This window comes from Halomonas salipaludis (assembly GCF_002286975.1).
Taxonomy (GTDB): domain Bacteria; phylum Pseudomonadota; class Gammaproteobacteria; order Pseudomonadales; family Halomonadaceae; genus Franzmannia; species Franzmannia salipaludis.
The window spans coordinates 128,922-154,508 of the sequence record NZ_NSKB01000008.1 but is presented as its reverse complement, the minus strand read 5'-3'; the positions used below and the strand labels follow the sequence as shown (position 1 = coordinate 154,508).

Sequence of the window (25,587 nt, the reverse complement as noted above, 5' to 3'; positions counted from 1 at the left end):
GGTTTGACGGTCGTGGGTGAAGGGATTATTTTGTTCGTATCACAAACCTAAGTTCGCAATGCGCACAAAGCAGGGCGAACCCGAGCCGAGCACCGAGAGGCAAACATCATGGCCGAGTTCCTCAGCTTGCATGACGCGGTAGCCCGCTACGTCGAAGACGGCGCCACCGTGGCCATGGAAGGCTTTACCCACCTGATTCCCTTCGCCGCGGGCCACGAAGTGATCCGCCAGGGCAAGCGCGACCTGACCCTGATCCGCCTGACCCCGGACCTGGTCTACGACCAGCTAATCGGCGCCGGCTGCGCCAAGAAGGTGATCTTCTCGTGGGGCGGCAACCCCGGGGTGGGCTCGCTGCACCGCCTGCGCGACGCCGTCGAGAAGGGCTGGCCGCACCAGATCGAAATCCTCGAGCACAGCCATGCCGCCATGGCCTGCGCCTTCGAGGCCGGCGCGGCGGGCCTGCCGCTGGCGGTGCTGCGCGGCTACGTGGGCAGCGAGCTGCCCAGCGTCAACGACCAGATCAAGTTCATCGAATGCCCGTTCACCGGTGAACGCTTGGCCGCGGTGCCCTCGGTGCGCCCGGACGTCTCCATCGTCCACGCCCAGCGCGCCGACCGTGCCGGCAACGTGCTGGTGGAAGGCATCGTCGGGGTACAGAAGGAGGCGGTACTGGCCGCCAAGCACAGCATCGTCACCGTCGAGGAGATCGTCGACGACCTCGGCGCCACGCCCAACGCCTGCGTGATCCCCGGCTGGGCGATCAGCGCCGTGGCGGTGGCCAAGAAGGGCGCCTACCCCTCCTACACCCACGGTTACTACGACCGCGACAACCGCTTCTACAAGGAGTGGGACGCCATCGCCCGCGACCGAGACGCCTTTACCCAGTGGCTCGATGACAACGTCTACAACGCCGGAGGCGCCGCCTGATGAGCAATGACTACACTTCCTCGGAAATGATGACAGTGACCGCGGCCCGCGCCCTGGAAAACGGCATGACCTGCTTCGTCGGCATCGGCCTGCCCTCCGAGGCCGCCAACCTGGCGCGCCTGACCCACGCCCCGGACGTGGTGCTGATCTACGAGTCCGGCACCCTGCAGACCAAGCCCGAGGTGCTGCCGCTCTCCATCGGCGACGGCGAGCTGGCCGAGACCGCGCTGACCACCGTCTCGGTGCCGGAGATGTTTCGCTACTGGCTGCAGGGCGGCAAGGTCGACGTGGGCTTCCTGGGCACCGCCCAGATCGACCGCTTCGCCAACCTCAACACCACCCTGATCGGCGACTACCGCGAGCCCAAGGTACGCCTGCCGGGTGGCGGCGGGGCGCCGGAGATCGCCACCAATGCGGGAGAGGTGTTCATCACCCTCAAGCACTCCAAGCGCGCCTTCGTCGACCGGGTCGACTTCGTCACCACCCTGGGCTTCGGCCGCGACGGCAAGGGTCGCGACGGCGTGCCCAATATCGGCAAGGGGCCGACCCGGGTGATCACCGACCTGTGCGTGATGAAGCCCGACCCCGAGACCAAGGAGTTGGTGGTCGTCTCGCTGCACCCGGGGGTGAGCCGCGAGGACGTGATCGAGGCCACCGGCTGGGAGATCCGCTTCGCCGAGAGCCTCGAGAGCACGCCGCAGCCGAGCGCGAAAGAGCTCGAGATCCTGCGCGAACTCAAGGACCGCACCGACCGCAAGCACGCCGGGCAGTGAGCCGAACAGGAGAACCGTACCAATGAGCGACGTCTATCTGTGTCATCCGCGGCGCAGCGCCGTGGGCCGCTTCGGCGGCACCCTCGCCAGCGTGCGCCCCGACGACCTGGCGGCCAGCATCTTCAAGGCGGTGCTCGCCGAGGCCCCACAGCTCGATCCGGCGGCCATCGAGGAGGTGTTCATGGGCTGTGCCAACCAGGCCGGTGAAGACAACCGCAGCGTGGCGCGCATGTCGCTGCTGCTGGCCGGCATGCCGACCTCGGTGCCCGGCACCACCCTCAACCGCCTGTGCGGTTCGGGCATGGACGCCGTGGGCACCGCCTTCCGCGCCATCAAGGCCGGCGAGATGGACCTGGCCCTGGCCGGCGGCGTGGAGTCGATGTCTCGCGCGCCCTACGTGATGGGCAAGGCCGACAGCGCCTTCTCCCGCGGCCAGAAGATCGAGGACACCACCATCGGCTGGCGCTTCATCAACCCGCAGATGAAGAAGGCCTACGGCGTCGACTCGATGCCCGAGACCGCCGAGAACGTCGCCGAGCAGTTCAAGATCGCCCGCGAGGACCAGGACGCCTTCGCCCTGCGCTCCCAGCAGAAGGCCGCCGCCGCCCAGCAGGCCGGCCGCTTTGCCGAGGAGATCACGCCCATCGAGATCCCGCGGCGCAAGCAGGAGCCGCTGATCTTCGACCGGGACGAGCACCCGCGGGAGACTACCCTGGAGAAGCTCGCCGGCCTGTCGACGCCGTTCCGCGACGGCGGCAGCGTCACCGCCGGCAATGCCTCTGGAGTCAACGACGGCGCCGCCGCCATGCTGGTCGCCAGCCAGGCCGCGGTGGACAAGCACGGTCTCACGCCGATGGCCAAGATCCTCGGCATGGCCACCGCCGGCGTCGAGCCGCGTATCATGGGCTACGGCCCGGTGCCCGCGGTCAACAAGCTGCTCGAGCGCTGCGGCGTGTCGATCGACGAGATCGACATCATCGAGCTCAACGAGGCCTTCGCCGCCCAGGCGCTGGCCTGCATGCGCGACCTGGGCATCAAAGACGACGACCCGCGGGTCAATCCCAACGGCGGCGCCATCGCCCTCGGCCACCCGCTGGGCATGTCTGGCGCACGGCTACTGCTGACCGCTGCCCATGAGCTGCACAAGAGCGGCAAGCGCTATGCCCTGTGCACCATGTGCGTGGGCGTGGGGCAGGGCATCGCCACGCTGATAGAGAAGGCGTAAGAAATAAGAAAGTAAGAGGGAAGAAGGAAGAGAGAAGAGAGAAGAAGGATGAATCAGGGTTTCTTCCCTCTTCCAGGTGCAAAGCACCGATCTTCCGTCTTACAGCTATTTCCAATCAGGCACCGAGCGATAATTCGATGCCTGGGGATGGGAGAGTGTTTTATGGCATTTCTAACGATCAACGGCCGCAGCGTGGCCTACCGCCTACTCGGCGCCGAGGCCCACCCGCTGGTGGTGCTGGCCCATCCGCTGGGCATGACCCAGGCGGTGTGGGACGACATCCTGCCCATGCTGCTGCCGCGCTACCGGGTACTGACCTGGGACCTGCCCGGCCACGGCGCCAGCCAGGCATGGGGCGAGGCTGCCATCACCCCGGCCGACCTGGCCGCCGAGGCGCTGGCGCTGGCCGAGCACGCCCAGGCCTCGCGCTTCCACTTCGTCGGCACCTCCATCGGCGGGGTCGTCGGCCAGCAGCTGATCAGTGAACACGCCGAACGGCTCTACTCCGCCACCCTGACCAACACCGGCGCGGTGATCGGCAACGCCGAGATGTGGAACACCCGCGCCGGCCGCGTGCGCAGCGAGGGCCTGGCGGCGATGAGCGGCGAGATCGTGCCGCGCTGGTTCGCGCCGGCCCGCGTCGAGGCCAACCCAGCGCTCAAGACTGGTTGGATGACCCAGATGGGCCGCAACGATGCCGAAGGCTACGCCAAGCTGTGCGAGATGCTCGGCAGCCACGTCTTTACCGGCAAGCTCTCTGGCCCTCTGTCACAACATCCTGGCGTCAAGGTGCAGCTACTGGGCGGCAGCGAGGACCTGGCCACGCCGCCGGCGACCCTCGAGGCCCTGGCCGCCGAACTCGACGGTGCCCCCCTGACGATCTTCGAGGGCGTGGGCCATGTGCCCTCGGTCGAAGTGCCGGCACAGTTCGCCGAGGCGCTGCTGAAGGCGATGGCCGTCGACCTCGGCGACGTAGCCAGCCACGGCGTGGGCTACGCCACCGGCCTGGAGACCCGCAAGCAGGTGCTCGGCGAGGAGCATGTGGCGCGCTCCACCGCCAACGCCACCAGCCTCGATGCCCCCTTCCAGCAGATGATCACCCGCCTGGCCTGGGGCGAGCTGTGGAGCAACGACGACCTGACCCGTCGCGAACGCAGCATGATCACCACCGGCATCCTCGCCGCCCTCGGCCGTGAGGAGCTCACCCTGCACCTCAAGACCGCCAAGCGCATCGGCCTCAGCGAAGCCGAACTGCGCCAGGTGCTGATGCACGTGGCGATCTACGGCGGCGTACCGGCCGCCAACCATGCCTTCGCGCTGGCCAAGCAGCTGGGCTGGGGGGATGGCGAAGGCTAGCCCCCCGATGAGTGAGCGACGACAGCCCCGCCTCGGCGGGGCTTTTTCATCGTTGAGCCAGCGCCTTGCGCTGGCTCTTGTTGTTATAGGGGTGTCGATTCCACCGGCACCCATTCGATTGAATCAGGAGACAACACAATCAGCGGGTATCTGACAGCCGAAGGAGCCGCACATGCTTACACTATATGGAGCACCCCCAACCCGTGCCTTGCGCGTCGTCTGGTTGCTCAACGAGCTAGGCCTGGAGTACGAGCTGCACCCGGTGAAGCTGTTGGCAGGCGAGCATTACCAGCCCGACTTCCTCGCGATTAACCCCGCCGCCCGGGTGCCCGTACTGGTCGACGGCAGCCAGGTCATCACCGAGTCGGCCGCGATCCAACTCTACCTGGCCGAGAAGTATCCAGAAGCGGGCTTTATCCCCACGACGGTGGAGGAGCGATCCCAGATGTATCGCTGGATATTCTTCCTGGTGACCGAGATCGAGCAGCCGCTGTGGCGTATCGCTCGTCACACCTTCCTTTATCCACTGGAGAAGCGCCTGCCCCAGGACGTCGACCTGGCGGTGCAGGAGTGTATGGAGATGGTGGCCGTGCTGGAGCGTCACATGACCGCGCGGGAGTTCATTGTCGGCGACCGACTCAGCGTCGCCGACTTCAACGCCGCCTATACCCTGGACTGGGCCAACGAGGAGGAAATGCTCGGCGACGCACCCAGGCTAAGAGAGTACCTGGCCTCGATGTACGCCCGCCCCACGGCACCGCCCACCATCGCCGAGGCCTTCGCGGCGATGGAGAGTTAGGCCGCCTCCGCTCCACCCCTTGCCCCCTTCCGGCCGCGACCGATGCTGGCCTGCGGCCAATTCCTCCTCACACCTCATCCTTTCGGCTTGCGTTGACTGATTTTCTGGCACGGGTCAGCACTGGCGTATAGGCTGAAAATGAGTGCTTGTTTATAAGCCTACAGCGGTAGATGTCGCCGTATGTCATTGGATTTTCCGGAGCGGCAACCTGAAGCTTGGCATATGAGGCATCGCGCTGTGATTAAGGTTGAAGTTGACCCAAAGCGACCATGCCGGCAAAGGTAGCAGTCACGTTCATCAGTGTTATATATACTTGATTTATCGGTTTTTCAATGGGGTGTGAGTATTGTTGTGTGTGGTGTGATATTGTTGAATGCGCGTGCTCGTTAAAGTGGGATATCGAGTATTCTATATAATATTGCTGTTACGTTTCTGCATGTAGCTAGATAGGAGTTACTATGAAATTTCAAGGCGCAGTGATCAAAGAGCAGGGTGTTACTTTCGCGATCGTGGTAGTGAAGAAACATATCGTAGACTCTCAGCACCAAAGTGATGAAGCAATCTCCTCTTTCATGCCTATGTTCCCAGGGATGCCAGTAGCGTTAATGGCTCAAGATTCTCGTGGCATTCCTAAGTATAGAGGTCGTAGAGACATCGTTAATTTTCTTGCCAACGTACATCCATCCCAGATTCCGTGGCAAGAGTATACATACAGATAAAACATAACAAGACAATGCACGCGACGAGCTCGTGATTATGGCGTTAGAAGTTGGAAGCTCTCATGAGTACAGGTATCTACATTGAAAATAGTAGGAATGTAACGCTAACAAATAATCGGTTCCATAACATTGATAGGCCGATAGTAGCGAGGGGAACGAAGGGCTTAGTCGCAAAGGGAAACGTCGCAACGTATGGTGAGAGTCGATATGGACTAAAACCGTTGGTCTTGGCAATTAGGAGAGTTATTTATGGCCGATAAAGGTCCAATGTTTGACCTTGAAGACTGCGAGGATGTTGATCTTGAGGCGAACAAAACTACCTCAAAAACGTTGGTCCAGGCAAAAAAGACAAAACGTCTGAGAGGTAGGGGAAACGAAGCGGGTACATCTGCAACAGATTCGAAAACAAAGTCGTGGCATGAAACTGCATGGGGCAAAGTTGTTATCGGATTAATTATTGGCGGTGTCTTAATTGCAGCCAGGGTTATATTTGGGTGATTCTTATAATAATGGCGGTTGTACAGTGATGCTGAGTCCCCGTGAAATTGCCGGACTGATTTGGCTAGGACTCCTGGTCTTTGGCGCGCTCAGCTATGGTCCGACACGCAAGTCGCTTCCCAGGATTCTGCGAAGCTTCATCCAACCAATAGTTCTTACGGCACTTGGCATGTATGTCGCCTGGATCGGAGGAGGGGTGTATCTTGCGTATCTGGCTGGGGCATGGAAGCCATCCATGCTGGGTCCGACTGTCGTATGGACCCTTCTCATCGGTATACCGCTCATCTTCGGCATAACAAAGGCTGCCACGGACCCACGATGGCTGCTTCACCAACTTCGTGCTCTTATTTCGGTGACGGTTCTACTCGGATTCATGGTCAACGTTCGGACCTTTCATCTAGTAGTTGAGTTTTTGTTGCAAGGGCTAATCGGTTTCTTGGTTGTCTTGGCCGCTGTAGCGTCAATCCGACCTGAACACCGGGTTGTGGAAAGGGCATTCAATTCACTGCTTGGAATCATAGGTCTGCTTCTAGTTAGCTTTGGCACCATATATCTGGTTTCAGGCTGGACGTACATTGATTGGCATCAACTCACACGTGACCTTCTGATGCCTTTTTGGCTTGGTACTTGGGGTTCAGTATTCGTAGCTGTTTTGGGGGTTTATTCCAACCTAGAAAAAATTTTCCGACACATGGCCCGAGAGAATCCATCTTGGATTGACCGTTTCTGTAGAATCTTACCTCTTGCGCTCCGGGCCGGTCATAATCCACGCACGATTCGCAATTGTCATGGATATTGGTACAATAAAATCGTAAACGCCTTCAGCCTCCGGGAGGCGAGGCAAGTCGTTAAGGAGTTCCTCCAATTTTGCGCCGACAGAGAGGCGGCCAAATCGGAAGCGGCTCAGAAGCTCATAGATAATGCTGGCCTAAAAGGCGTCGATGAAGAAGGTGCACAGCTTGACCAACGGGAATTCAAAGAAACATGGAATGCTCTAGAAACAATAATGCTGTGGTTTCATGGGTGGTACGGCAAGAACGCCAAAGGATATGACCTCGCTAAAATTAAACGAATCATGGAGTTACACGATTTTAAGGGTCTGCCTGAAGATCATGGAATCACTACCCATGTATCGCAGGACGGTGAATCCTGTTACTCAATGCGGAAAACTGTGAGCGGGCGAATTCTTGCCGTAGGGATGCACGGACACAATTTTCGGCGCTGGTATTGGGATGGAAACCACGAGCCGACTGGCTACCCTGGGAAAGGAGGTGACTGGGGTACAGATTGGTTCACCCTAGCTTTCAACCCTAACCGATAAAGACCAGTAGGTACAAATCGTTCCACTCGACCGCTCTCTCGGCGCGTCAGCTCTACCGTTGAGTATCAGGAAAATCTCAAGGTCCGCCCCTGGCATAAAGGGAAATTTGACTCTAAAAGCACCCAGCACTGCAGCGTGTCCACCAATGATCATATCTGTTCGGCGATTGCGCTTTTGTCGATAATCGACCAGACGGTCTGGATCTTCCCATCACCATTAAATTCATAGAAGACATTCTCTTCGAATTTCACGGGTTTGCCGTTGACCGGTAGCCCGAACAGCATGCCAACGGGAGTGCAGTTGAACTGTAGGCGGCTGGCGATATGCGGGGGCTGTGAGATCAGAAGGGCGACGTTAAAGTAGAGATCTGGAATTGCTTCAAAATCGCCCTCCAGCATGGCGCGATAGCCACTCAGCCCTATGACGTTGCCATTGTGGCTGACGTTCTGGCTGACATAACGTCCCAGGTTGCCCCAGTCCTGTTGGTTAAGGCATGCGATATAATCGAGATAGATGGCAGGTAACTCGTCGCTGTGCATGGCGTTTCCTGGTCATATGGCATCCGCTTAATGTAGTCAGGCGGAGGCATCTTGCAAGTCGGCTCTCACCTTGTCCTGCATTCAACGTCATTGAAAGCACGCTGCCGGCTGTTACCGGAATGCCCCCCGCACGCTTGCAGACACTCAATGGCGTTCCACCGACGGGCGTAAAGTGCCAAAGCAGGCTAGATCGAGAACCCCTGGGCTAGCTCGCAGAAAGCCTTGGCGGCGGGGCTGAGCGGGCGATTGCGGGGCCAGGAGAGGCCCAGTTCCATAGGCGGGATCGGGTTGTTCAACTCGATATGCTCGATGCGTTTGCCGTCCAGCGACCAGGGACGATAGACCATATCGGAGAGGATGGTCACCCCGGTGCCGTTGGCGACCATGCTGCGCACCGCCTCGACCGATGAGGTGCGGAACAGGATATTGGGCGATATACCCTCGGGTTTCCAGTACTTCAGGGCCGACTGGTCCGCTTCATCCACGGTCAGCATGATGTAGGGGTAATGGGCAATATCTTGAAGGGTAATGTGATCCCGTTTCAGCAGTTCATGCTGGCCGTTGACCCAGAGCCGCCGTCGGGACTGGGTCAGCGTCAGTTTTTCCAGCCATTGGTGATGTTCGATATTGGAGGTCAGCAGGATGGCCAAATCGAATTCGCCTGAGGTGAGACCCTCCTCTATCTCCGGGCGCGACACTTCGTACAGTTCGACTTTGACCCAGGGGTAGCGGCGCTGAAACTGCGCCAGCAGGGGAGGCATGTAGTAGCCGGCCACGGTGTAGGTCATCGCCAGCCGCAGCGTGCCTTTCAAGGTGGGGTGGCTGTCCTGAAGGCCGTCGAAGGCGTCGTCGAGCGCCTGAAACGCGTAGTTAACCCGCTGCAGAAAACGGCTGCCTTCGCGGGTCAGCGTCATGCCGCGACTGGTGCGCCTGAACAGTGCCACCCCTACCTGCTCTTCGATCTCCTTCACACCGGTGGTGATGGACGACTGCGACACATTCAGGTCAATCGCGGCCTGGGTGACTCGGCCGCTTTTGGCCACCGCCATGAAGTAGCGCAATTTGCGTAGCGACAGATCTCGTGACATGGCGGCCTCTGGCTCGGCGTTCGGATTTTTTGAAAACGCTCTACAATAATTAATATTATCAATGTCGCTGCTTGGCTGCCATAACTACGTGTGGTGACCAAGGAGTGACGTATGACAACAAAGATTGATCTGAACGCCGACATGGGAGAAGGCTTTGGTGCCTGGTCGATTGGTGACGGTGTCGATGCCGATATCATGCCGTTGATCAGCTCCGCCAATATTGCCGCGGGCTTTCATGCCGGTGACCCAACCACCATGCAGCAGACCCTCCGCCTGGCGGCGCGTCATGGTGTTGGCGTCGGGGTTCACCCGGGGTTTGGGGATCTGGTGGGCTTCGGCCGCCGGGCAATTGCTGCGCCTGCAGAGGAGCTGGTGTGCGACGCCCTCTATCAGTTGGGCGCACTGCGCGAGCTTGCTCACCTCGAAGGTCTCCACATGCACCATTTCAAACTGCATGGTGCCCTGTTCATGCACGCGGCCAAGGATGCCGACTTCGCTCAGCAGCTGAGTGCTGCGTTGGCCAAGGTGGCGCCTGAGCTACCCGTCTATTGCCTGGCAGGCTCTGCGCTGGATCAGGCCGCCAAAAGCGAGGGCCTGCACAGAGTGCATGAGTTCTACGCCGACCGTGATTACAACGACGAGGGCAGCATCGTCTTCGTCCGCAAGGTGCAGCGCCTGGACCCGCAACAGGTGGCGAAAAAAGTGCTGCGTGCCTGCCAGCAGGGCACGGTCGAGTCGGTCAGCGGCAAGTCGGTGGCGGTTTCCTTCCAGTCGATATGTGTTCACAGCGATACGCCCGGGGCGTTAGCGCTGGTAAAAGCCGTGCGCAGTGCATTGGATAACGCTGGCATAGAGGTTGCCGCTCCCTGAGAGCAGGCGGCCGGTAACGCTGGGGTAATGCGTTGCTAAAGATGGAAAAGTCATGAATGACAGGAGACAGATAATGACAACACAGCAGATTCAAGCGCCGTTTCCGGGTGTTTTCTACCGCACGCCCTCACCGGATGAGCCGGTATACGTAGAGGAGGGGCAGGCGGTACAAGCCGGCGATGTCATCGGCTTGATCGAGGTGATGAAGCAGTTCGTCGAACTCAAGGCGGAAGCCTCCGGCACGCTGGTCAGCTTCAGCGCTGACAACGAGAGCGTACTGGAGGCCGGCGACGTCATTGGCACGCTGGAGGTCAACGAATGATACGTCGCCTGCTGATCGTCAATCGTGGCGAGATAGCACTGAGAATCGTGCGGGCAGCGCGCGAGCTTGGCCTGGTCAGCATCGTCGCTCATAGCGAGGCCGATGCCGACACGCTGGCCGTGCAGCACGCCGATGAGGCGGTGTGCATTGGCCCTGCCCAGGCGTCGAAGAGCTATCTCAATATTCCCGCGGTCATCGAGGCTGCCCGCAGCTGTCAGGCGGATGCCGTGCATCCGGGCTACGGTTTTCTTTCCGAAAGTGCCGACTTCGCTCGTGCCGTCAAGGAGGCGGGGCTGATCTTTATCGGCCCGGATGCCGACATCATCGCCCGTATGGGGGATAAGGCCATGGCACGTCAGACGGCGATAGAAGCCGGCGTGCCGGTGGTGCCCGGCTCTCCACGCGCCGTCGAAGGGCTGGAAGAAGCACTGGCTGTTGCCGAAGACGTGGGCTACCCGCTGTTGATCAAGGCCGCCGCCGGCGGCGGTGGGCGCGGCATTCGTGTGGCTGAAGATAGTGACATGCTGGCCAAGCAGCTGCCTCAGGCACAGGCCGAAGCCCAGGCGGCGTTCGGTGACGGACGGGTCTATCTGGAACGGTTTATTGCCCGCGCCCGACATATAGAAGTGCAGATACTGGCGGATGGTAAGCGCGCCCTGCACTTCTTCGAGCGTGAGTGCTCGCTGCAGCGTCGACGTCAGAAGGTGCTGGAGGAGGCGCCGTCGCCGGCGGTCGATAGCGCGACGCGAAAAAGGCTGTGCGACTCTGCGGTGGCGCTGGCCGAGCATGTCGGCTACCTGGGCGCGGGCACCCTGGAGTACCTGTTTGATGACACCACCGGCGAGTTCTTCTTTATCGAGATGAACACCCGGATCCAGGTCGAGCATCCGGTCACCGAGATGGTCACCGGCTTCGACCTGGTCAGGGCCATGATCCAGATCGCCGCGGGTGAACCGCTCGGCATCGCTCAGGACGAGATTAGCTTGAAGGGCTGGGCGATCGAGATGCGTATCAACGCCGAAGACCCGGACCGCGACTTTTTCCCCTCCTTGGGAACGGTAGAAAAGCTGGTGTGGCCCACCGGGCCGGGGGTGCGTATCGATAGTGGCCTGTATGAAGGCTACAAGATGCCGCCGTTCTACGACTCGCTGGTGGCCAAGCTGATTGTCTGGGATGACAGCCGCGAGAACGCGTTAATTCGCGCTGGCCGGGCGCTGGATGAATTCCATCTGCAGGGCTTTACCACCACCGCCGGGCTGCACCGTCGCTTGATCGAGGATCCTGCCGTCAAGGCGGGGGCGTTCGATACGGCCTTTCTGGAGCGCTGGCTGAGCGAGCCTGCGTCCGACCATGCCAATAAGAAGGAGGTCATCAATGAGCAATGAGGTGGCAGCCACAACCCGTTATAGCCAGGCGGGTGATGAATTTCTGTTCGTTGAGCTCAACGAAGAGATGACCCTGGAGGCGTTCTTCCTTTCCATCTCCATTACCCAACGGCTGCGTGAGATTGCCTTGCCGGGGATCATCGAGATATGCCCCGCCAACGCGTCCTATCAGGTGCGCTATAACCCCGACATGATCTCCGCCGGCCAGCTTCAGGAAAGGCTGGAAGCCTTGGAAGAGGAAGTGTCCAACCAGCAGGTCCGCACCCTGGAAACGCGGGTGGTGGAAGTGCCGGTGCTTTACAACGATCCGTGGACCTACGAAACCCTGATGCGCTTCCGCGAGCACCATCAGGATCCCTCCTCGACAGACCTGGAATACGCGGCCCGCATCAACGGCTATGCGAGCGTTGACGCCTTTATCGAGGCGCACAGTGCCACACCCTGGTTCGTGTCGATGGTGGGCTTTGTGGCGGGGCTGCCGTTCATGTATCAGATGGTGCCGAGAGAACGCCAGATTCAGGTGCCCAAGTACCTGCGGCCGCGCACCGATACTCCAAAGCAGACGGTGGGTATCGGCGGGTGTTTCAGCGTGATCTATTCCGTGCGTGGCGCGGGTGGTTATCAGATGTTCGGCGTGACGCCCATGCCCATCTACGATCCCGCCGGCGAGCAGCCGCATATCGATGACTCGATGATCTACTTCCGCCCGGGCGACATCGTCAAGCATCGCGCCGTTGATCGTGAGGAGTACGACGCGCTGCTGGCGGCGGCTGAAAAGGGCCAGTTCAAGCCCAAGATCACGCCGTTCACCTTCGACCTGGATGCGTTCAATCAGGATCCGGATGGCTATGCACGCCGCGTTAAGGAGGCACTTTATGAGCATTGATGTCATCAAGCCCGGCCTGGCATCGTCGATTCAGGATAAGGGACGCGAGGGGCACTACCACCTCGGGATTCCCCCTTCCGGGGGAATGGACCAGCGCTCGCTGATAGCGGCCAATCTGCTGCTGGCCAATCACGAGGGGGCCGCCGTCCTCGAGTGCGCGCTGATGGGGCCAGAACTGCGCTTCAGCGAAGCACGCAAGGTTGCCGCCTGTGGCGCCGAGATGACCCCGCGGGTTAACGGTGAGGTGCGGCCGCTCAATGAGGTGTTCGAAGTCCCCGCAGGGGCGACCCTTAGTTTCGACTTCGTCAAGGCGGGGGCGCGGCTCTATCTGGCGATAGAGGGCGGGATCGACGTTCCCGAACGCCTGGGCAGCCGCAGTACTTACGCGCTTGGCTCGTTGGGAGGCATGCAGGGCCGCAACCTCCAGGCTGGCGATACCTTGGCGCTACTGCCGGCCCACGGTCGGGCGAGCGTCGGCCGTCGTTTGCCGTCCTCACTGGTGCCAGCTTTCTCCAAGCAGTACCAGTTACGCGTGGTGCCAGGCCTGTATGCCCATCGCTTGACGTCGGAAAGCCAAGCGCAATTCTACGCCGAAGATTGGACGGTGGCCTCGGAGGCTGACCGCATCGGCTACCGGATGAAAGGCGGCACCCGGCTCTCTTTCATCGATCGCGAACCACCGTTCGGTGCGGGAGACGATCCTTCCAATATCGTTGATGCCTGCTACCCGATTGGTTCCATTCAGGTGCCAAGCGGCAGCGAGCCGATCATTCTGCATCGCGATGCCGTATCCGGTGGCGGTTACGCAATGATCGGCACGGTGATCAGTGCGGATATGGACACGGTAGGCCAAATCCAGCCCCACCAGAAGGTACGCTTCGTTCAAGTGACCCTGGAGGAGGCCCTTGCCGCCCGAGCCCGTTACCAGGAGGTGCTGGAACAGTTGCGGCAAATGGCGTAACGCGGCAACTACCTAAAGAGAGCGCCCTGTGGTGCACGTCAGGCAAATTGACAGTGCACCTCAGGCCAAACACCTATTCGATGAAAGGACTATTGTAGAGGTGTATCAGCGCTCTCTCACTGGATAAAAACAATCGAGCCTGTAGCAACTATTGATTTACAAGTGACGGTTTCTGCAAATCCAGTGGGATTTGTCGGGATAACTATTGCTTCCACATCAAATGAAATAATAAAGGAAAATGTGATGAGTGCCAAAAATCATAGTGAGGCGTCTGATCTGGACTTTTCAGAACGGCCCGTACCGCCAGAAGGACGAATGCCTAAGATCAATCTCATGATGGCATGGTGGGCTGTCTGTAGTGCCATTTTTTATATGGTCGTGGCCGCCGCGATGGCGCGCGCCTATGGTACTACCAATGCGCTGATCGGTATTGTACTGACGATGGTTGCGTATAGCATAATCAATGGGGTGATTAGTCGCTATTCAATTAAAACTGGTTTGACCGTCGCGCTCTTTTCCAAGATATTGTTCGGTCATTTCGGGGCCGTCGTGGCCACGCTGATATTTTTCGCTACTGCCCTCTATTATGCTGTATTCGAAGGCTACGTCATGGCGCTGGTACTATCCGAGTGGAGTGGCGTGCTGCCCATGGCGGTATCCACCGCCATTGTAGCGATATTGGGTGTGGCGCTTATTTTCGGCAGTGTCCAGCACTGGCTGGATAAGTTCAACGGCGTCCTCTTGCCGGTTTACGTGGTCGGTATGCTGATAGCGGTAGGGATGGCCATCGCCGAGTTCGGCTACCCCAGTGGCTGGTTGACCCGTGTGCCGGAGGGCGGTGCCTCTTCCTTTGGCTGGCTACAGACCTTTGCCTACTACATGGGCGTATGGGTGCTGATGATGTTCACCTTCGACTATGCTCGCTTTGGTCGCAAGGAGGACGCTAAATTCCATGCCCGGGTCACCTTCGGGATCCCCTTCTACGCCATGACCTTCCTGTTCAGCGGCATCGTAGGCATTCTGCTGGATTCCATGATCCCTACCGATGGCTTGTCGGAAGCCTCGGTGGTGCTGGGCTTGCTGGAGTTGATGGGCTTTGGTGGCCTGCTGCTGGTATGGGTGACGCAGAGCCGCATCAATACTGCCAACTTCTATCTGGCAACGGTTAACTTTGAGTCATTCATTCGCAAGGTAACCGGCATCCATATGTCCAAGGTGGTCGCTGTCTGTGCCATCGGTGTCATCGCTTATGTGCTGATGATGGCCGATGTATTCTCGTACATTCTGCAGGCGTTGGCGTATCAGGGGGTCTTTGTGGTGGCCTGGGTCGGGGTGGCGCTCGCACATATTCTGTCCAGAACCTATCAGGACCGCTTCAATGGCCATGTTGAGTTGGATAATACCTATATACCCGCCATCAACCCCTGTGGCCTTGTCGCCTGGTGCGGCGCGACACTGACCGGCATCGTTATCATGCACATCCCCGCGATTTCAGGATTCTCTGCGCCCGCGACCTTCGTGTTCGCCTATGTGGTTTATGAGCTCGGCCTCAGGTTTGCACGAGAAGAGTGGTATGTCGCGAGCCTTAAGTCATAAGGTGTAATTAACCGCAGGTGCGTTTTTTGAACGATGTATGGCGTGGGTGGTGGCAGTCGACCGCCGTTTTATGTTGAAGCCGCCCATGCCAGCTTTAAGATCTTGGCGTTCAAGGAATGAGAATAAGTCCTGATCCTGGCTGCCGTTGCTATAGGCTAATGGGCAGAGTATGACGACACTATTGCCACTCAGTATAGCGATAAGAAGCGCATGAGTTTTCAGAGGAGCCGTAGCATCATCATTATTGCCGTGCTTCCCATTATTTCTTATGCTAGCGTCTGCGGAGTTCCGCCCATTCGGCAGCCGCTCGAAAAGAGGTTGCCAGTGGTGCCTTCCTAATATGCAGTTTAACGTATGCAAGGAAATATCATGACTAGACCACAGGCAAGCAGCCAGGAGCAGATCAATAACGACCAGGTCATCGTTACCCGTTGGGATTTTCCGCCAGGCGCGGAAACAGGGTGGCATCGGCACGCTCACGACTATGTGATTGTGCCGATCCATGATGGCGTGATGTTGCTGGAAACGCCTGATGGAAATCGTGAAGTGACGCTTCAAGCTGGTGTGTGCTACAACCGGTTAGAAGGCACCGAACATAATGTGATTAATAATGGTGAGACACCTTTCTCCTTTGTCGAAGTCGAGCTGAAATAAATTCTGTAGAGTTGCCATAAAGGGGTGGCGAGTTTGGAGCGTCATAAACGAGGTGCCGTGCCCGGAATGTCGAAATTAGGGCTTATCCTCCTCCGCACCCAGAAGCGCGTTGATGCGTTCACGATCGCTGATGGCTGCTCTCCATAGATCATTCCAGCTATCCGGTGGGTTACCTTTGTTGAGCATCTTACGGAAGACGGCGTAAGCATCGTGCTTGCCGTCATAAGCGCGCTTGGTGGATTCGTCGTTGACCCACGCATAGATGAGGGTCTTGCTCGCCAGGTCGTAGCGAAAGAACAGCCGGTACTGCTGATAGAACTTGGCCCGGCACCAATGGGTGTGGTCAGCACCGAGCGTGTTGCCTTGTCGATACTGAGGACTTGCCGGGTCCTGCGGGATGTCGTTTGTAGCCAGCTTCACAATCGCCGCAAGGCGCTTGGTGGCCGGCTTGTTGCGATATCCGAGAGGATCCTTCGCCTGAAGCCGCTTCACCTTATCGGTGAGCGCATCGACCTGCTCCAGGAACAGCGGATGTGCGTATATCGTCCATCCATTTATCTCCAGAGGCTTCATGCGTCATCATCGTCCTCTGGCAGTGCTTCATCCAGGTCTACCTCGATTCCTGATGTCAGGCGTTCGGCCTCGGCAAACGTGCTGGCAGTGACCGGGCGAATGTTCTCCGGCTGCTGCTGCATATCGCGCTCCAGGAATGCCAGGAAGTTGGCTACTACGGGGTCCTGGCTGGACTCATCGCGAGCGCGAGTGAGCACCACTTCACCATTGGGGCGAATCGTGTAGTGAATACGATCACGGCGCTTCAGGTTCAGTGCACGGCGAACCGATGCCGGAACGGTCGTTTGGTAGCGGTCGGTCAGGGTGGAGTCATCCTCAATGGCCGAGCTCATGATTGGCCTCCGTTTGATAACAATGCAAAGGTAATGCATTGATGGTAATGCAGGTGCATTGCCTCGTCAATGGCATGTTGCCTGCTCTCGCGCCTATTGATCGCAAATTGCCGCTACGCTGCCCTCACAGAACCAGCGCTGGCTCTTGCCGTGATCGGTGTGTCGACTCCACTGGCCCCCATTCGAGTAAATCAGGAGCCAATACAATGAGCGGGTAACTGACAGCCGATGGAGCCACCAATGCTTAAGCTATACGGAGCGCCCCCGACCCGCGCCCTGCGCGTCCTCTGGTTACTCAACGAGCTAGGTCTGGAGTACGAGCTGCACCCGGTGAAGCTCATGGCAGGCGAGCATTACCAGCCCGACTTCCTCGCGATTAACCCCGCCGCCCGGGTGCCTGTACTGGTCGACGGTAGCCAGGTCATCACCGAGTCGGCCGCGATCCAGCTTTACCTGGCCGAGAAGCACCCAGAAGCGGGCTTTATCCCCACGGCGCTGGAGGAGCGATCCCAGATGTATCGCTGGATCTTCTTCCTGGTAACCGAGATTGAGCAGCCGCTGTGGCGTATCGCTCGTCACACCTTCCTTTATCCACTGGAGAAGCGCTTGCCCCAGGACGTCGACCTGGCGGTGCAGGAGTGCATGGAGATGGTGGCCGTTCTGGAGCGTCACATGACAGCGCGGGAGTTCATGGTCGGCGACCGGCTCAGCGTCGCCGATTTCAACGCCGCCTATACCCTGGACTGGGCCAACGAGGAGGAAATGCTCGGCGACGCACCCAGGCTAAGAGAGTACCTGGCCTCGATGTACGCACGCCCCACGGCCCCGCCCACTATCGCCGAGGCCTTTGCAGTGATGGAGCGCTAGGTCTGCCCCTGCAGGGTCAGCACCGGGGCTATACGCTGGCCAGCTCTACAGATATCCCCGCTCAGCAAACGACTCACCCCATTCCCCACCACGATCTGGTCAGTGACGAGGTCCTCCACCAGTCCAGCGCTTCCTCAGCCGCTGGGTAATGCGCCGAACGGCCTCGCTGGGGGCTGGATCTCCGCTTGGGTGGCGGTGGACCAGGATCACCGCCGCGGCGTTGTGTGGCAGGGCCTGCTTGTCCACCTCGCGGGGGAGACGCTGGCCGTGTCGATGGTGCCGCGGCACAGCTCCTCGCAGCAGATCACGCGGTGCCGGTAGTCGAAGGCCATCGACCGGTCCTCTGTAGTGAGGCCGCTACGGAGGGTTATGTTGCACTGCACAAATTCTACTGCTACTGTGTATGTCATCAGAGCGGGGAACTCCCGTTCGTTCAGAACCCGGAGGTTCTTAAGATGAGTAACTTTAACTTTGACACCAAGCAGTTCGAGACCATGATGTTCGGCCCGGCGCGTGCCTTCGCGGCCCTGTCCGTCGACTTCACCGAGAAGCTGGTTAACACACAGCTCGAGGCCGCTAAGGCTTATACCGACACCGGCGTGGCGCAGCTGCGCAGCCTGGTGGAAGTCAAGGATGCTGAGGGCCTTAAGAGCTATATGGAAGGCCAGCAGAATGTCGCTACGGAATTCACCGAGCGGCTCAAGGCAGACGCCGGTAAGGTCGTCGCCCTGCAGCAGGACTTCGCCAAGGACAGCCAGAAGCTGACCGAAGAGAATGTCCAGAAAGCCCAGGAAGTCGTCAAGGAAAGCACCGAGACTGCCACCAAGGCTTCCAAGGAAGCGGCTCCCAAGGCCGCCAAGGCTTCCTAATACGCCTCCCCTACCGGCCTGCGCCGGTTTAAAGTTCCGCTGAAGGCCGCCGATATAAAATCAGCGGCCTTTTGTATGCGCGGCTGTCGGCGACAAAAGGCGTTTGTCATGCCTTAGGGATAGAGGTGGGCGAGCAGGTATCCACCGGGCATCCCAGTAGGAAACTCATGCACATGAGGCCGCAAATACAGCAACCGGGATGGCTCACCGGCCTGGCCATCATGGTCGTGGTCGGGCTGGGCTATTTCGCCGGGGCCTGGCTGGGTGTGACCCAGACCATCTCACCCGACGGCAAGGCCATCATCTGGCCCCCCAATGCCGTGGCGCTGGCAGCACTGTTACTGCTGCCCGTGCGCCGCTGGGCGTGGATTATTCCGGTAGTGATGGCCGCGGAGATCATCGCAGACATCCCCTCCTTTCCGTTGTGGGCGGCAGTATCCTTCGGCTTGATCAACCTGTTCGAGGTCTTCCTCGCAGCCTCGCTGATCCGCTGGTTCACAGGTCCACGTTTCAATTTCGACAGCCTCTCCCGCGGAGGCTATTTCCTACTGTTCGGCCCATTGTTGGCGGCCGGGGCCGCTGCGCTATTCGGAGCCGGGGTGTATCGCGAGCTCGCCGGAGAGCGGTTCGAGTACCTTGCCCACTGGCAGATGTGGTGGTTCGGCGATGCCCTGGGGCTAGTTCTGCTTACGCCGCTGCTGGTCATCTTCGCACGCCAGTACCAGGGAATGCTCCAGACCTGGACCCGCAAGCGTCTGCTCGAGCTTGGTGCGTTGCTTCTCCTGCTTGGTGTCATGGGCATGGTGCTCATGGTAACGATGGGGCAGAAGGATAGCGGTCATCCGCTGTCGCTGGTGTTGTTGCTACCGCCGGTGCTGTGGGCAGCGGCGCGCTTTGGCGTGGCCGGTGCGGCGGCGCTGGTGGCGCTGGTGGCCGCCACTTCCATTGCCTGGACCGTGCATGGATCCTGGGCGCTGCATGACGAGGACCCGGAAGGCGCCATCCTTGCCCTGCAGCAATTTCTTGCGGTCACGGCGACCGTGGGGATCGGCGTCGGCCTTCTGATGGGCGAGATCGAGGCCCAGCGCATGCGGCTGCGGTTATTCGAACGCACGATGGAATCCATCTACGATGCGGTCATCATTACCGATGCGCGTCGCCTCGACGACCCCATCATCTGGGTCAACGATACCTTCGAAACCCTGTTCGGATATTCGCGCGACGAGGTTATTGGCCGGCATTGCCGCTTCCTGCAGCACGGCGAAGAGGATCAGAAAGGCGTAAGGGAAATCCACGACGCCTTACGCTGCAAGCAGCCGGTACAGACCTTGGTGCGCAACTACCGACGCGACGGCCAGCCGCTGTGGATTCAGCTGAGTCTGGCCCCGGTATCCGATTCTCATGGCCGGGTTACTCACTTCGTGGGCGTGCAGCATGACCTGACCGAACTCAAGCGCTCCAAAGATGAACTGGAACGCCGTGTGGCCGAACGAACGAAAGCTTTGCAGAAGGCCAACGCCCGATTGACCCAGCAGGCCGCCACCGACTGGCTTACCGGCGCGGCCAATCGACGCCAGTTGATGAGACGGGCCAGGCGGGAACTTGCCCGTGCGCAGCTCAACGGCACGCCGCTGTCACTCTTGTGCCTGGATCTCGATCACTTCAAGACGGTCAACGACGTCCATGGGCACCAGGTCGGGGACCAGGTGCTCAAGCACGTGGCCTACACGATTGAAGAGAACCTGAGGCCCACTGATCTGCTGGCCCGGGTGGGCGGTGAAGAATTCCAGGTCCTGCTACCGGATACCGATATCGAGCAGGCGGGCGAGATCGCCGAGCGTATCCGCTCTACCCTTTATGACCTGGAGATCAGGCTGAACGACAAAGTGGTGAAGATCACCGTCAGCGTGGGCTGCGCCCAGACGGGGCGCGACGGCGAGGACATCGATTCGCTCATGCGTATCGGGGATCAACGCCTCTACGAGGTCAAGGCATTGGGGCGAGATCGATGGGTGACCGGGTGAGGGTCTCAGTCGTCACCAGGCCTTCTGGTCGGTCTGATCAGAGCTGAGCGCCGGGTCCGAATTTCAGGGACCACTTCAAGTGCATTGTCTCGACAGTCGCGTTTTGCCCAGTCTCACCCTTCGTCGCTACTTAGTGCCGCAATAATGCTCTCGCAGCACCAGCGCTGGGCGGGCGTGCCACTGTGGCAGCAGCGACATCTCTCCCGGGTAGCATGGAGCGGTTGCGCCCTGTCGCTCAGGCAGTGTGTCGTTCCCGCCAGCGATCCCAGGGCGGGCAGGGCGACATCGCCTCGAACAGATACTCCATGAAGGCGCGCAGCTTGGGTATTCTGAGTTGGCGCTCACGCGTCAGCACGTAGAGCTTGCGGCGGCCGGGCATCACTTCGCCGCGCCATGACTCGAGCAGTGCCATTAGGCTGCCCTGGGCCAGTTCCTCAGCGATCAACCAGGTGGGGAACATGACTAGCCCCTGGCCAAGCAGGGCCGCCCTTACCAGGCTCTCGGCGTCGTTGCTGGCCAGGCTGCCGTCGACCTCGTAGGCGACTTCCTTCGGCGCCTCGCCGTGCTGAAAATACCAGCGCTGACGGCCCAGCTCGCCCTGGTAGGTCAGGCAGTCGTGTTCGCTGAGGGCCTCGGGGGTTTGCGGCGTGCCCTGTCTGGCCAGGTAGTCGGGGGAGGCGGCGACGATGTAGTTCATCGGCGCCAGCTGCCGTGCGACCAGCGATGAGTCGGCTAGGTGCCCCACCCGGAAGGTGATGTCGTGCCCTTCGCGCACCGGATCGACGACCCGATCATTCAACTGCAGCTCCACCTTGATGCCGGGAAAGCGGCGCTGAAAGCGATGCAGCAGCGGCACGACCTGGCGCTGGCCGAAGGCCACCGGCGCATTGATGCGTAGCACGCCGCTGGGCTCTGCCTGGGGTTGCGTTAGCGCTTCGGTGGCCATGTCGAGGCGTTCGAGAATGTCGCGCACCTCTTCGTAGTAGCGCCAGCCTGACTCGGTCAGGGTGACGGCCCGGGTGTGGCGGTAGAACAGCGGCTGTCCCAACGACTCCTCCAACCCGCGAATCTGTCGCGACACCGACGATACCGCGCGGTGGAAGTGGTGCGCGGCGGCGGTGAAGCTGCCGGTGGCGGCGACACGTTCGAACATGCGCAAGGCGTTGAGGTCCATGGCGTTCGGGTTCATTGAGTTGCGCTCTATGCAATAAAGTTTTGCGTTGCTTCCGATTGTAGCAACGATTGCCCTCCACCAGACTGCGCTCATCGATCTGGCGTGAGGCCGGGTCTTCTCGCACTTTCCAGAAGGGCATCGATCATGCGTAAAGGCATAGCGCTCGTTGTTGGCGCCACCGGTATTACCGGCGGCAATCTCGCGTCTTATCTGGTGGCCAGCGGCTGGACGGTCTACGGTCTGTCGCGCCACGCCACCGAGCAGAGCGGGGTGATTCCGGTCGCCGCCGATCTGCTGGACAAGTCGGCCACCGCGCAGGCGCTTGCGGGCCTGCCGATTACCCACGTCTTCTACTGCACCTGGGTGCGTCGCGACAACGAGAAGGCCAACGTCGAGGCCAACAGCGCGATGATGCGCCACCTGTTCGAGGCCCTTGATAGCGACAACCTGGAACACGCCTCGCTGGTGACCGGCACCAAGCAGTATCTGGGCTCGTTCGAGGCCTACGGCAGCGGGCGCATCGAGACCCCGTTCCGCGAGTCCGAGCCGCGGGTGCCAGGCGATAACTTCTACTACGCCTTGGAAGACGTGCTGTTCGATGCCGCCGCGCGGCATGGGTTTGCCTGGAACGTGCACCGTCCGCACACCGTGATCGGCTATGCCCGAGGCAATGCAATGAACATGGGCACGACGCTTGCCGTCTACGCGTCGATCTGCAAGGCGAGCGGCCAGCCCTTCGTGTTCCCGGGGTCACAGGTGCAGTGGAACGCTTTGACCGACATGACCGATGCGCTGGTGCTGGCGCGGCAGATGGAGTGGGCGGCGACCACGCCGGGCGCGGCCAATCAGGCCTTTAATACCGTCAACGGCGACGTTTTCCGCTGGCGCCGCATGTGGCGCGAGATCGGCGACTACTTTGGCCTCGAGGTGGCGGAGTGCCCGGAAACGCCGCAGCCGCTGGAGACGCAGATGGCCGATGCGGCAGCGACCTGGCGCGAGCTGGCCAGCAAGCACGATCTGGTCGAGCCGGACGTCGGCAAACTGGCTTCGTGGTGGCACACCGATGCCGACCTGGGCCGCGATCAGGAGTGCGTCAACGACACCACCAAGTCCCGCGACTTCGGCTTCGACCATTTCCGTGAGACACGCGGTGCCTTTTGCGACCTGTTCGATCGCCTGCGCGCCGAGAAGCTCATCCCCTGACAGGCATCGGTGCTCGGCGTCACGCCTCGTGATCGCCAATCGCTGCGATGATGCTCTCGCAGAACCAGCGCTGGGCGGGCGCGCTCGTGGCACCGGCCTGGTAGTAGAGCGTCACGTCGAAGGGCGGTACCGGGAAGGGGAGTTCGCTGACCACCAGCGGTGTGCGTGCGGCGAAGTCGCTGGCGATCTGTGCCGGCAGGATCGCCAGCAGGTCGCTGCCCTGGAGGATCTGCGGTAGCACCGAGAAGTGCGGAATCTCCAGGCTGACCTTGCGCTCGATGCCGTCGCGCCGCATCACCTCGTCGGCCAGGTCGTGGCCGGAGGCCGAGGCCACGACCACATGCCGTCCGGCGCTGAAGCGTGCCAGGTCGAGGGGCTCGCCGCCCAGCGCCTGTGGGTCGCTGAGGCATACGTAGCGATCCTCGAAGAGTGCGCGTCGGTCGACGTCGGCGGCGTTCAGCGGGCGGCTGCAGATCACCGCATTAACCTTGCCGCTGGCCAGCCAGTCGCTGGCGCGGTCGATCTCCAGCGCCACCACCTCGAGCTCCATGCCTGGCGCTTCGGCGTGTAGCCGCGGCAGGATCCTGGGCAGCAGCGACATCTCCCCCAGGTCGGTGAGCGCCAGGCGAAAACGCCGCGTGCAGCTGGCCGGGTCGAAGTCGCGCCCGCTGGCCAGGGTCGCCTCGAGCTGCTGCAGGCCGTCGCGCAGGGCAGGGTAGAGCTGGCGGGCGGTCACCGTGGGCTCCATGCCATTGCGGCCGCGCACGAACAGGCGGTCGTCGAATTGTTCGCGCAGCCGGCTCAGGGCGTAGCTGACGGACGGCTGGGTGACGAACAGCCGCTGGGCGGTGAGGGTCACGCTGCGGGTCTCGTAGAGCAGCACGAAGGTGCGCACCAGGTTGAGATCGGCGTGGGCCATGGGCGCTCCCCGATAAGACATGGAATAGATACTTCTTATTCTAACTAGAAAAACTATCGATTTGCTCGATGTGGTGCTGGCGCCTAGCGTAAACGCAACCTTTCGTCATCCGCCTCAGGAGCCTTCATGCCGAGCGTTCACGCCGTCACCTATTCACTGCTGCGCCGCCAGGGCATCACCACCGTCTTCGGCAATCCCGGCTCCAACGAGCTGCCGTTCCTCAAGGGCTTTCCCGAGGATTTCCGCTACGTGCTGGGGCTGCATGAGGGCGTGGTGGCGGGGATGGCGGACGGCTATGCCCTGGCCAGCGGGCGGCCGGCATTCGTCAACCTGCACGCCGCGGCGGGCACCGGCAACGCCATGGGGGCGCTGACCAACGCCTGGTACTCGCATTCGCCGCTGGTGATCACCGCCGGCCAGCAGGCGCGCTCGATGATCGGCGTGGAGTCGATGCTGGCCAACGTGGAGGCGCCGCAGCTGCCCAAGCCGCTGGTCAAGTGGAGCTATGAGCCGGCCTGCCCGGAGGACGTGCCGCGGGCGCTGAGCCAGGCGATCCACAGCGCCTCGCTGCCGCCGCGCGGGCCGGTCTACGTGTCGATCCCGCATGACGACTGGGACCGCGAGGCCGGCGACGATGCCGAGCTGGTGGTGGCGCGCGAGATCGAACATGCCGGGGTGCCGTCCCCCACGCAGCTCGAGCGTCTGGCCGAGCGCTTGAACGGCGCCGAGAACCCGCTGCTGGTGCTGGGGCCCGAGGTCGATGCCCGCCAGGCCAACGGGCTGGCAGTCGAGCTGGCCGAGCGCCTGCGGCTGCCGGTGTGGGTGGCGCCTTCGGCGTCGCGCTGCCCGTTTCCCACGCGCCACCCCTGCTTTCGCGGCGTGCTGCCGGCGGCGGTTTCCGGCATTGCCGCTCACCTCGAGGGCCACGATCTGGTCGTGGTGGTGGGGGCGCCGGTGTTCCGCTACCACAAGTACGCGCCGGGGCGCTATTTGCCGGCCGGGGCGCAGCTGGTGCATGTCACCGGCGATGCCGGCGAGGCCGCCCGGGCGCCGATGGGCGATGCCCTGGTGGGCGACGTGCACGCCACCCTCGAGGCGCTGCTGCCGCACCTCGAGCAGAGCGAGCGCGAGCTGCCCGCCGCGCTGCCGACTCCGGCGGTCGCCGAGGATGGCGAGGGCCGGCTGGCCCCGGCCAATGTGTTCGACACCCTCGATGCCCTGGCGCCGGAAGACGCCATCTACGTTAAGGAGTCGACCTCGACGGTGGAGATCTTCTGGGAGCGGGTCGGCATGCGCCATCCCGGCAGCTACTTCTTCCCTGCCGCGGGCGGGCTCGGCTTCGGCTTGCCGGCGGCGCTCGGCGTGCAGCTTGCCCAGCCGCAGCGCCAGGTCATCGGGGTGATCGGCGACGGCTCGGCCAGCTACGCCATCACCGCCCTGTGGAGCGCCGCCCAGTACCGCATCCCGGCAGTGCTGATCATCCTCAACAACGGCACCTACGGCGCGCTGCGTGGCTTCGCCCACCATATGGCGGTGGACAACGCCCCGGGGCTCGACGTGCCGGGTATCGACTTCTGCGCCCTGGCGCAGGGCTACGGGGTGGAGGCGCGCCTGGCCGACTCCCGTGAGGCCCTGGCCAGCGCGTTGCAAGAGGGCCTCGCCATGGATCGCCCGCTGCTGATCGAGGTACCGACCCTGCCCACCTGA

At 61.0% G+C, this 25,587-nt stretch carries 27 protein-coding genes; 20 read left to right on the top strand and 7 right to left on the bottom strand.

Features of this window, described 5'->3' with window-relative positions; all coding sequences use genetic code 11:
- The first annotated feature begins 108 nt into the window (after nt 1-108).
- The 8 genes from CK498_RS20230 to CK498_RS25905 all read left to right on the top strand — a co-directional run bounded on the left by CK498_RS20230 (nt 109) and on the right by CK498_RS25905 (nt 7,618).
- The gene (locus CK498_RS20230) at nt 109-927 is read left to right on the top strand and encodes a CoA transferase subunit A (protein ID WP_095622676.1); all 819 of its coding nucleotides are present in this window, start codon (nt 109-111) and stop codon (nt 925-927) included.
- Entirely contained in the window at nt 927-1,700 is a 774-nt protein-coding gene (locus CK498_RS20225; protein ID WP_095622675.1) for a CoA-transferase subunit beta, read from the top strand. Before CK498_RS20230 ends, CK498_RS20225 begins: the two co-directional genes overlap by 1 nt.
- Nucleotides 1,701-1,722: 22 nt before the next feature.
- On the top strand, nt 1,723-2,925 hold the full coding sequence (gene pcaF, locus CK498_RS20220) for a 3-oxoadipyl-CoA thiolase (protein WP_095622674.1): 1,203 nt from the start codon (nt 1,723-1,725) through the stop codon (nt 2,923-2,925).
- 162 nt (nt 2,926-3,087) lie between these two features.
- Complete coding sequence (locus tag CK498_RS20215) at nt 3,088-4,281, top strand: alpha/beta fold hydrolase (RefSeq protein ID WP_095622673.1); 1,194 nt, start codon at nt 3,088-3,090, stop codon at nt 4,279-4,281.
- 172 nt (nt 4,282-4,453) lie between these two features.
- The gene (locus tag CK498_RS20210; protein ID WP_095622672.1) at nt 4,454-5,080 is read left to right on the top strand and encodes a glutathione S-transferase family protein; all 627 of its coding nucleotides are present in this window, start codon (nt 4,454-4,456) and stop codon (nt 5,078-5,080) included.
- Between the two features lie 458 nt (nt 5,081-5,538).
- The gene (locus CK498_RS20205) at nt 5,539-5,799 is read left to right on the top strand and encodes a hypothetical protein (RefSeq protein WP_095622671.1); all 261 of its coding nucleotides are present in this window, start codon (nt 5,539-5,541) and stop codon (nt 5,797-5,799) included.
- A gap of 249 nt (nt 5,800-6,048) precedes the next feature.
- Nucleotides 6,049-6,297 carry a hypothetical protein gene (locus tag CK498_RS25910; protein WP_141246986.1) on the top strand — a complete coding sequence of 83 codons (249 nt, stop codon included), beginning with the start codon at nt 6,049-6,051 and terminating at the stop codon, nt 6,295-6,297.
- Nucleotides 6,298-6,532: 235 nt separating this feature from the next.
- A complete protein-coding gene (locus CK498_RS25905) occupies nt 6,533-7,618 on the top strand; it encodes a hypothetical protein (RefSeq protein WP_141246985.1) in 1,086 nt (361 codons plus the stop codon).
- Between the two features lie 149 nt (nt 7,619-7,767).
- On the opposite strand, the gene CK498_RS20200 is transcribed toward CK498_RS25905, so the two are convergent.
- On the bottom strand, nt 7,768-8,157 hold the full coding sequence (locus tag CK498_RS20200) for an ester cyclase (protein ID WP_095622670.1): 390 nt from the start codon (nt 8,155-8,157) through the stop codon (nt 7,768-7,770).
- Nucleotides 8,158-8,342: 185 nt separating this feature from the next.
- Nucleotides 8,343-9,245, bottom strand: coding sequence for a LysR substrate-binding domain-containing protein (locus tag CK498_RS20195; protein ID WP_095622669.1), 903 nt, complete (start codon nt 9,243-9,245; stop codon nt 8,343-8,345).
- Between the two features lie 111 nt (nt 9,246-9,356).
- Between CK498_RS20195 and CK498_RS20190 the strand changes: the two genes are divergently transcribed.
- The 7 genes from CK498_RS20190 (at nt 9,357) to CK498_RS20160 (ending at nt 15,919) form a co-directional block, all read left to right on the top strand.
- A complete protein-coding gene (locus CK498_RS20190; protein WP_095622668.1) occupies nt 9,357-10,115 on the top strand; it encodes a 5-oxoprolinase subunit PxpA in 759 nt (252 codons plus the stop codon).
- A gap of 73 nt (nt 10,116-10,188) precedes the next feature.
- Nucleotides 10,189-10,437: an acetyl-CoA carboxylase gene (locus CK498_RS20185; RefSeq protein ID WP_095622667.1), complete on the top strand. Its 249-nt coding sequence runs from the start codon at nt 10,189-10,191 to the stop codon at nt 10,435-10,437.
- Nucleotides 10,434-11,822 carry an acetyl-CoA carboxylase biotin carboxylase subunit gene (locus CK498_RS20180; RefSeq protein WP_095622666.1) on the top strand — a complete coding sequence of 463 codons (1,389 nt, stop codon included), beginning with the start codon at nt 10,434-10,436 and terminating at the stop codon, nt 11,820-11,822. Before CK498_RS20185 ends, CK498_RS20180 begins: the two co-directional genes overlap by 4 nt.
- Nucleotides 11,812-12,708, top strand: a complete 897-nt coding sequence (locus CK498_RS20175) for a 5-oxoprolinase subunit B family protein (protein ID WP_095622665.1) — start codon at nt 11,812-11,814, stop codon at nt 12,706-12,708. The genes CK498_RS20180 and CK498_RS20175 overlap by 11 nt, the downstream gene beginning before the upstream one ends.
- Nucleotides 12,698-13,669: a 5-oxoprolinase subunit C family protein gene (locus CK498_RS20170; RefSeq protein ID WP_095622664.1), complete on the top strand. Its 972-nt coding sequence runs from the start codon at nt 12,698-12,700 to the stop codon at nt 13,667-13,669. Before CK498_RS20175 ends, CK498_RS20170 begins: the two co-directional genes overlap by 11 nt.
- Before the next feature lie 243 nt (nt 13,670-13,912).
- Nucleotides 13,913-15,265, top strand: coding sequence for a purine-cytosine permease family protein (locus CK498_RS20165; protein WP_095622663.1), 1,353 nt, complete (start codon nt 13,913-13,915; stop codon nt 15,263-15,265).
- A 369-nt stretch (nt 15,266-15,634) separates the two neighbouring features.
- Nucleotides 15,635-15,919 carry a cupin domain-containing protein gene (locus CK498_RS20160; protein ID WP_095622662.1) on the top strand — a complete coding sequence of 95 codons (285 nt, stop codon included), beginning with the start codon at nt 15,635-15,637 and terminating at the stop codon, nt 15,917-15,919.
- Between the two features lie 75 nt (nt 15,920-15,994).
- On the opposite strand, the gene CK498_RS20155 is transcribed toward CK498_RS20160, so the two are convergent.
- Both CK498_RS20155 and CK498_RS20150 read right to left on the bottom strand, forming a co-directional pair.
- Nucleotides 15,995-16,492 (bottom strand): type II toxin-antitoxin system YhaV family toxin, encoded by a 498-nt coding sequence (locus tag CK498_RS20155; RefSeq protein ID WP_095622661.1) that lies wholly within the window; start codon nt 16,490-16,492, stop codon nt 15,995-15,997.
- Nucleotides 16,489-16,824, bottom strand: coding sequence for a type II toxin-antitoxin system PrlF family antitoxin (locus CK498_RS20150; RefSeq protein WP_095622660.1), 336 nt, complete (start codon nt 16,822-16,824; stop codon nt 16,489-16,491). Before CK498_RS20150 ends, CK498_RS20155 begins: the two co-directional genes overlap by 4 nt.
- A gap of 240 nt (nt 16,825-17,064) precedes the next feature.
- On the opposite strand from CK498_RS20150, the gene CK498_RS20145 reads away from it, so the two are divergent.
- Nucleotides 17,065-17,691 (top strand): glutathione S-transferase family protein, encoded by a 627-nt coding sequence (locus CK498_RS20145; protein ID WP_095622659.1) that lies wholly within the window; start codon nt 17,065-17,067, stop codon nt 17,689-17,691.
- A 99-nt stretch (nt 17,692-17,790) separates the two neighbouring features.
- Here CK498_RS20145 and CK498_RS26995 read toward each other — a convergent pair whose 3' ends face one another.
- The gene (locus CK498_RS26995; RefSeq protein ID WP_456064531.1) at nt 17,791-17,901 is read right to left on the bottom strand and encodes a JAB domain-containing protein; all 111 of its coding nucleotides are present in this window, start codon (nt 17,899-17,901) and stop codon (nt 17,791-17,793) included.
- Nucleotides 17,902-18,146: 245 nt separating this feature from the next.
- Between CK498_RS26995 and CK498_RS20135 the strand changes: the two genes are divergently transcribed.
- Both CK498_RS20135 and CK498_RS20130 read left to right on the top strand, forming a co-directional pair.
- Nucleotides 18,147-18,560: a phasin family protein gene (locus CK498_RS20135; RefSeq protein WP_095622658.1), complete on the top strand. Its 414-nt coding sequence runs from the start codon at nt 18,147-18,149 to the stop codon at nt 18,558-18,560.
- Nucleotides 18,561-18,733: 173 nt separating this feature from the next.
- Nucleotides 18,734-20,584, top strand: a complete 1,851-nt coding sequence (locus CK498_RS20130) for a sensor domain-containing diguanylate cyclase (RefSeq protein ID WP_217987819.1) — start codon at nt 18,734-18,736, stop codon at nt 20,582-20,584.
- Between the two features lie 235 nt (nt 20,585-20,819).
- Here the strand turns inward: CK498_RS20130 and CK498_RS20125 are convergent, their stop codons facing one another.
- Nucleotides 20,820-21,758, bottom strand: a complete 939-nt coding sequence (locus tag CK498_RS20125) for a LysR family transcriptional regulator (RefSeq protein WP_095622799.1) — start codon at nt 21,756-21,758, stop codon at nt 20,820-20,822.
- A gap of 144 nt (nt 21,759-21,902) precedes the next feature.
- On the opposite strand from CK498_RS20125, the gene CK498_RS20120 reads away from it, so the two are divergent.
- Nucleotides 21,903-22,961: an SDR family oxidoreductase gene (locus CK498_RS20120; protein WP_095622656.1), complete on the top strand. Its 1,059-nt coding sequence runs from the start codon at nt 21,903-21,905 to the stop codon at nt 22,959-22,961.
- 19 nt (nt 22,962-22,980) lie between these two features.
- Here CK498_RS20120 and CK498_RS20115 read toward each other — a convergent pair whose 3' ends face one another.
- A complete protein-coding gene (locus CK498_RS20115) occupies nt 22,981-23,880 on the bottom strand; it encodes a LysR family transcriptional regulator (protein ID WP_095622655.1) in 900 nt (299 codons plus the stop codon).
- Between the two features lie 126 nt (nt 23,881-24,006).
- On the opposite strand from CK498_RS20115, the gene mdlC reads away from it, so the two are divergent.
- Complete coding sequence (gene mdlC / locus CK498_RS20110; protein WP_095622654.1) at nt 24,007-25,587, top strand: benzoylformate decarboxylase; 1,581 nt, start codon at nt 24,007-24,009, stop codon at nt 25,585-25,587.

Coding starts and splice junctions, on each gene's coding strand:
- CK498_RS20195 (WP_095622669.1), bottom strand. CDS start 9,245: ATGTCACGAGATCTGTCGCTACGCAAATTGCGCTACTTCATGGCGGTG.
- CK498_RS20190 (WP_095622668.1), top strand. CDS start 9,357: ATGACAACAAAGATTGATCTGAACGCCGACATGGGAGAAGGCTTTGGT.
- CK498_RS20120 (WP_095622656.1), top strand. CDS start 21,903: ATGCGTAAAGGCATAGCGCTCGTTGTTGGCGCCACCGGTATTACCGGC.
- CK498_RS20125 (WP_095622799.1), bottom strand. CDS start 21,758: ATGGACCTCAACGCCTTGCGCATGTTCGAACGTGTCGCCGCCACCGGC.
- CK498_RS20160 (WP_095622662.1), top strand. CDS start 15,635: ATGACTAGACCACAGGCAAGCAGCCAGGAGCAGATCAATAACGACCAG.
- CK498_RS20215 (WP_095622673.1), top strand. CDS start 3,088: ATGGCATTTCTAACGATCAACGGCCGCAGCGTGGCCTACCGCCTACTC.
- CK498_RS20115 (WP_095622655.1), bottom strand. CDS start 23,880: ATGGCCCACGCCGATCTCAACCTGGTGCGCACCTTCGTGCTGCTCTAC.
- CK498_RS20180 (WP_095622666.1), top strand. CDS start 10,434: ATGATACGTCGCCTGCTGATCGTCAATCGTGGCGAGATAGCACTGAGA.
- CK498_RS20225 (WP_095622675.1), top strand. CDS start 927: ATGAGCAATGACTACACTTCCTCGGAAATGATGACAGTGACCGCGGCC.
- CK498_RS20205 (WP_095622671.1), top strand. CDS start 5,539: ATGAAATTTCAAGGCGCAGTGATCAAAGAGCAGGGTGTTACTTTCGCG.
- CK498_RS25910 (WP_141246986.1), top strand. CDS start 6,049: ATGGCCGATAAAGGTCCAATGTTTGACCTTGAAGACTGCGAGGATGTT.
- CK498_RS20145 (WP_095622659.1), top strand. CDS start 17,065: ATGCTTAAGCTATACGGAGCGCCCCCGACCCGCGCCCTGCGCGTCCTC.
- CK498_RS20170 (WP_095622664.1), top strand. CDS start 12,698: ATGAGCATTGATGTCATCAAGCCCGGCCTGGCATCGTCGATTCAGGAT.
- CK498_RS20200 (WP_095622670.1), bottom strand. CDS start 8,157: ATGCACAGCGACGAGTTACCTGCCATCTATCTCGATTATATCGCATGC.
- CK498_RS20135 (WP_095622658.1), top strand. CDS start 18,147: ATGAGTAACTTTAACTTTGACACCAAGCAGTTCGAGACCATGATGTTC.
- CK498_RS20175 (WP_095622665.1), top strand. CDS start 11,812: ATGAGCAATGAGGTGGCAGCCACAACCCGTTATAGCCAGGCGGGTGAT.
- pcaF (WP_095622674.1), top strand. CDS start 1,723: ATGAGCGACGTCTATCTGTGTCATCCGCGGCGCAGCGCCGTGGGCCGC.
- CK498_RS20230 (WP_095622676.1), top strand. CDS start 109: ATGGCCGAGTTCCTCAGCTTGCATGACGCGGTAGCCCGCTACGTCGAA.
- CK498_RS20155 (WP_095622661.1), bottom strand. CDS start 16,492: ATGAAGCCTCTGGAGATAAATGGATGGACGATATACGCACATCCGCTG.
- CK498_RS20165 (WP_095622663.1), top strand. CDS start 13,913: ATGAGTGCCAAAAATCATAGTGAGGCGTCTGATCTGGACTTTTCAGAA.
- CK498_RS25905 (WP_141246985.1), top strand. CDS start 6,533: ATGCTGGGTCCGACTGTCGTATGGACCCTTCTCATCGGTATACCGCTC.
- CK498_RS20150 (WP_095622660.1), bottom strand. CDS start 16,824: ATGAGCTCGGCCATTGAGGATGACTCCACCCTGACCGACCGCTACCAA.
- CK498_RS20185 (WP_095622667.1), top strand. CDS start 10,189: ATGACAACACAGCAGATTCAAGCGCCGTTTCCGGGTGTTTTCTACCGC.
- CK498_RS20210 (WP_095622672.1), top strand. CDS start 4,454: ATGCTTACACTATATGGAGCACCCCCAACCCGTGCCTTGCGCGTCGTC.
- mdlC (WP_095622654.1), top strand. CDS start 24,007: ATGCCGAGCGTTCACGCCGTCACCTATTCACTGCTGCGCCGCCAGGGC.
- CK498_RS20130 (WP_217987819.1), top strand. CDS start 18,734: ATGAGGCCGCAAATACAGCAACCGGGATGGCTCACCGGCCTGGCCATC.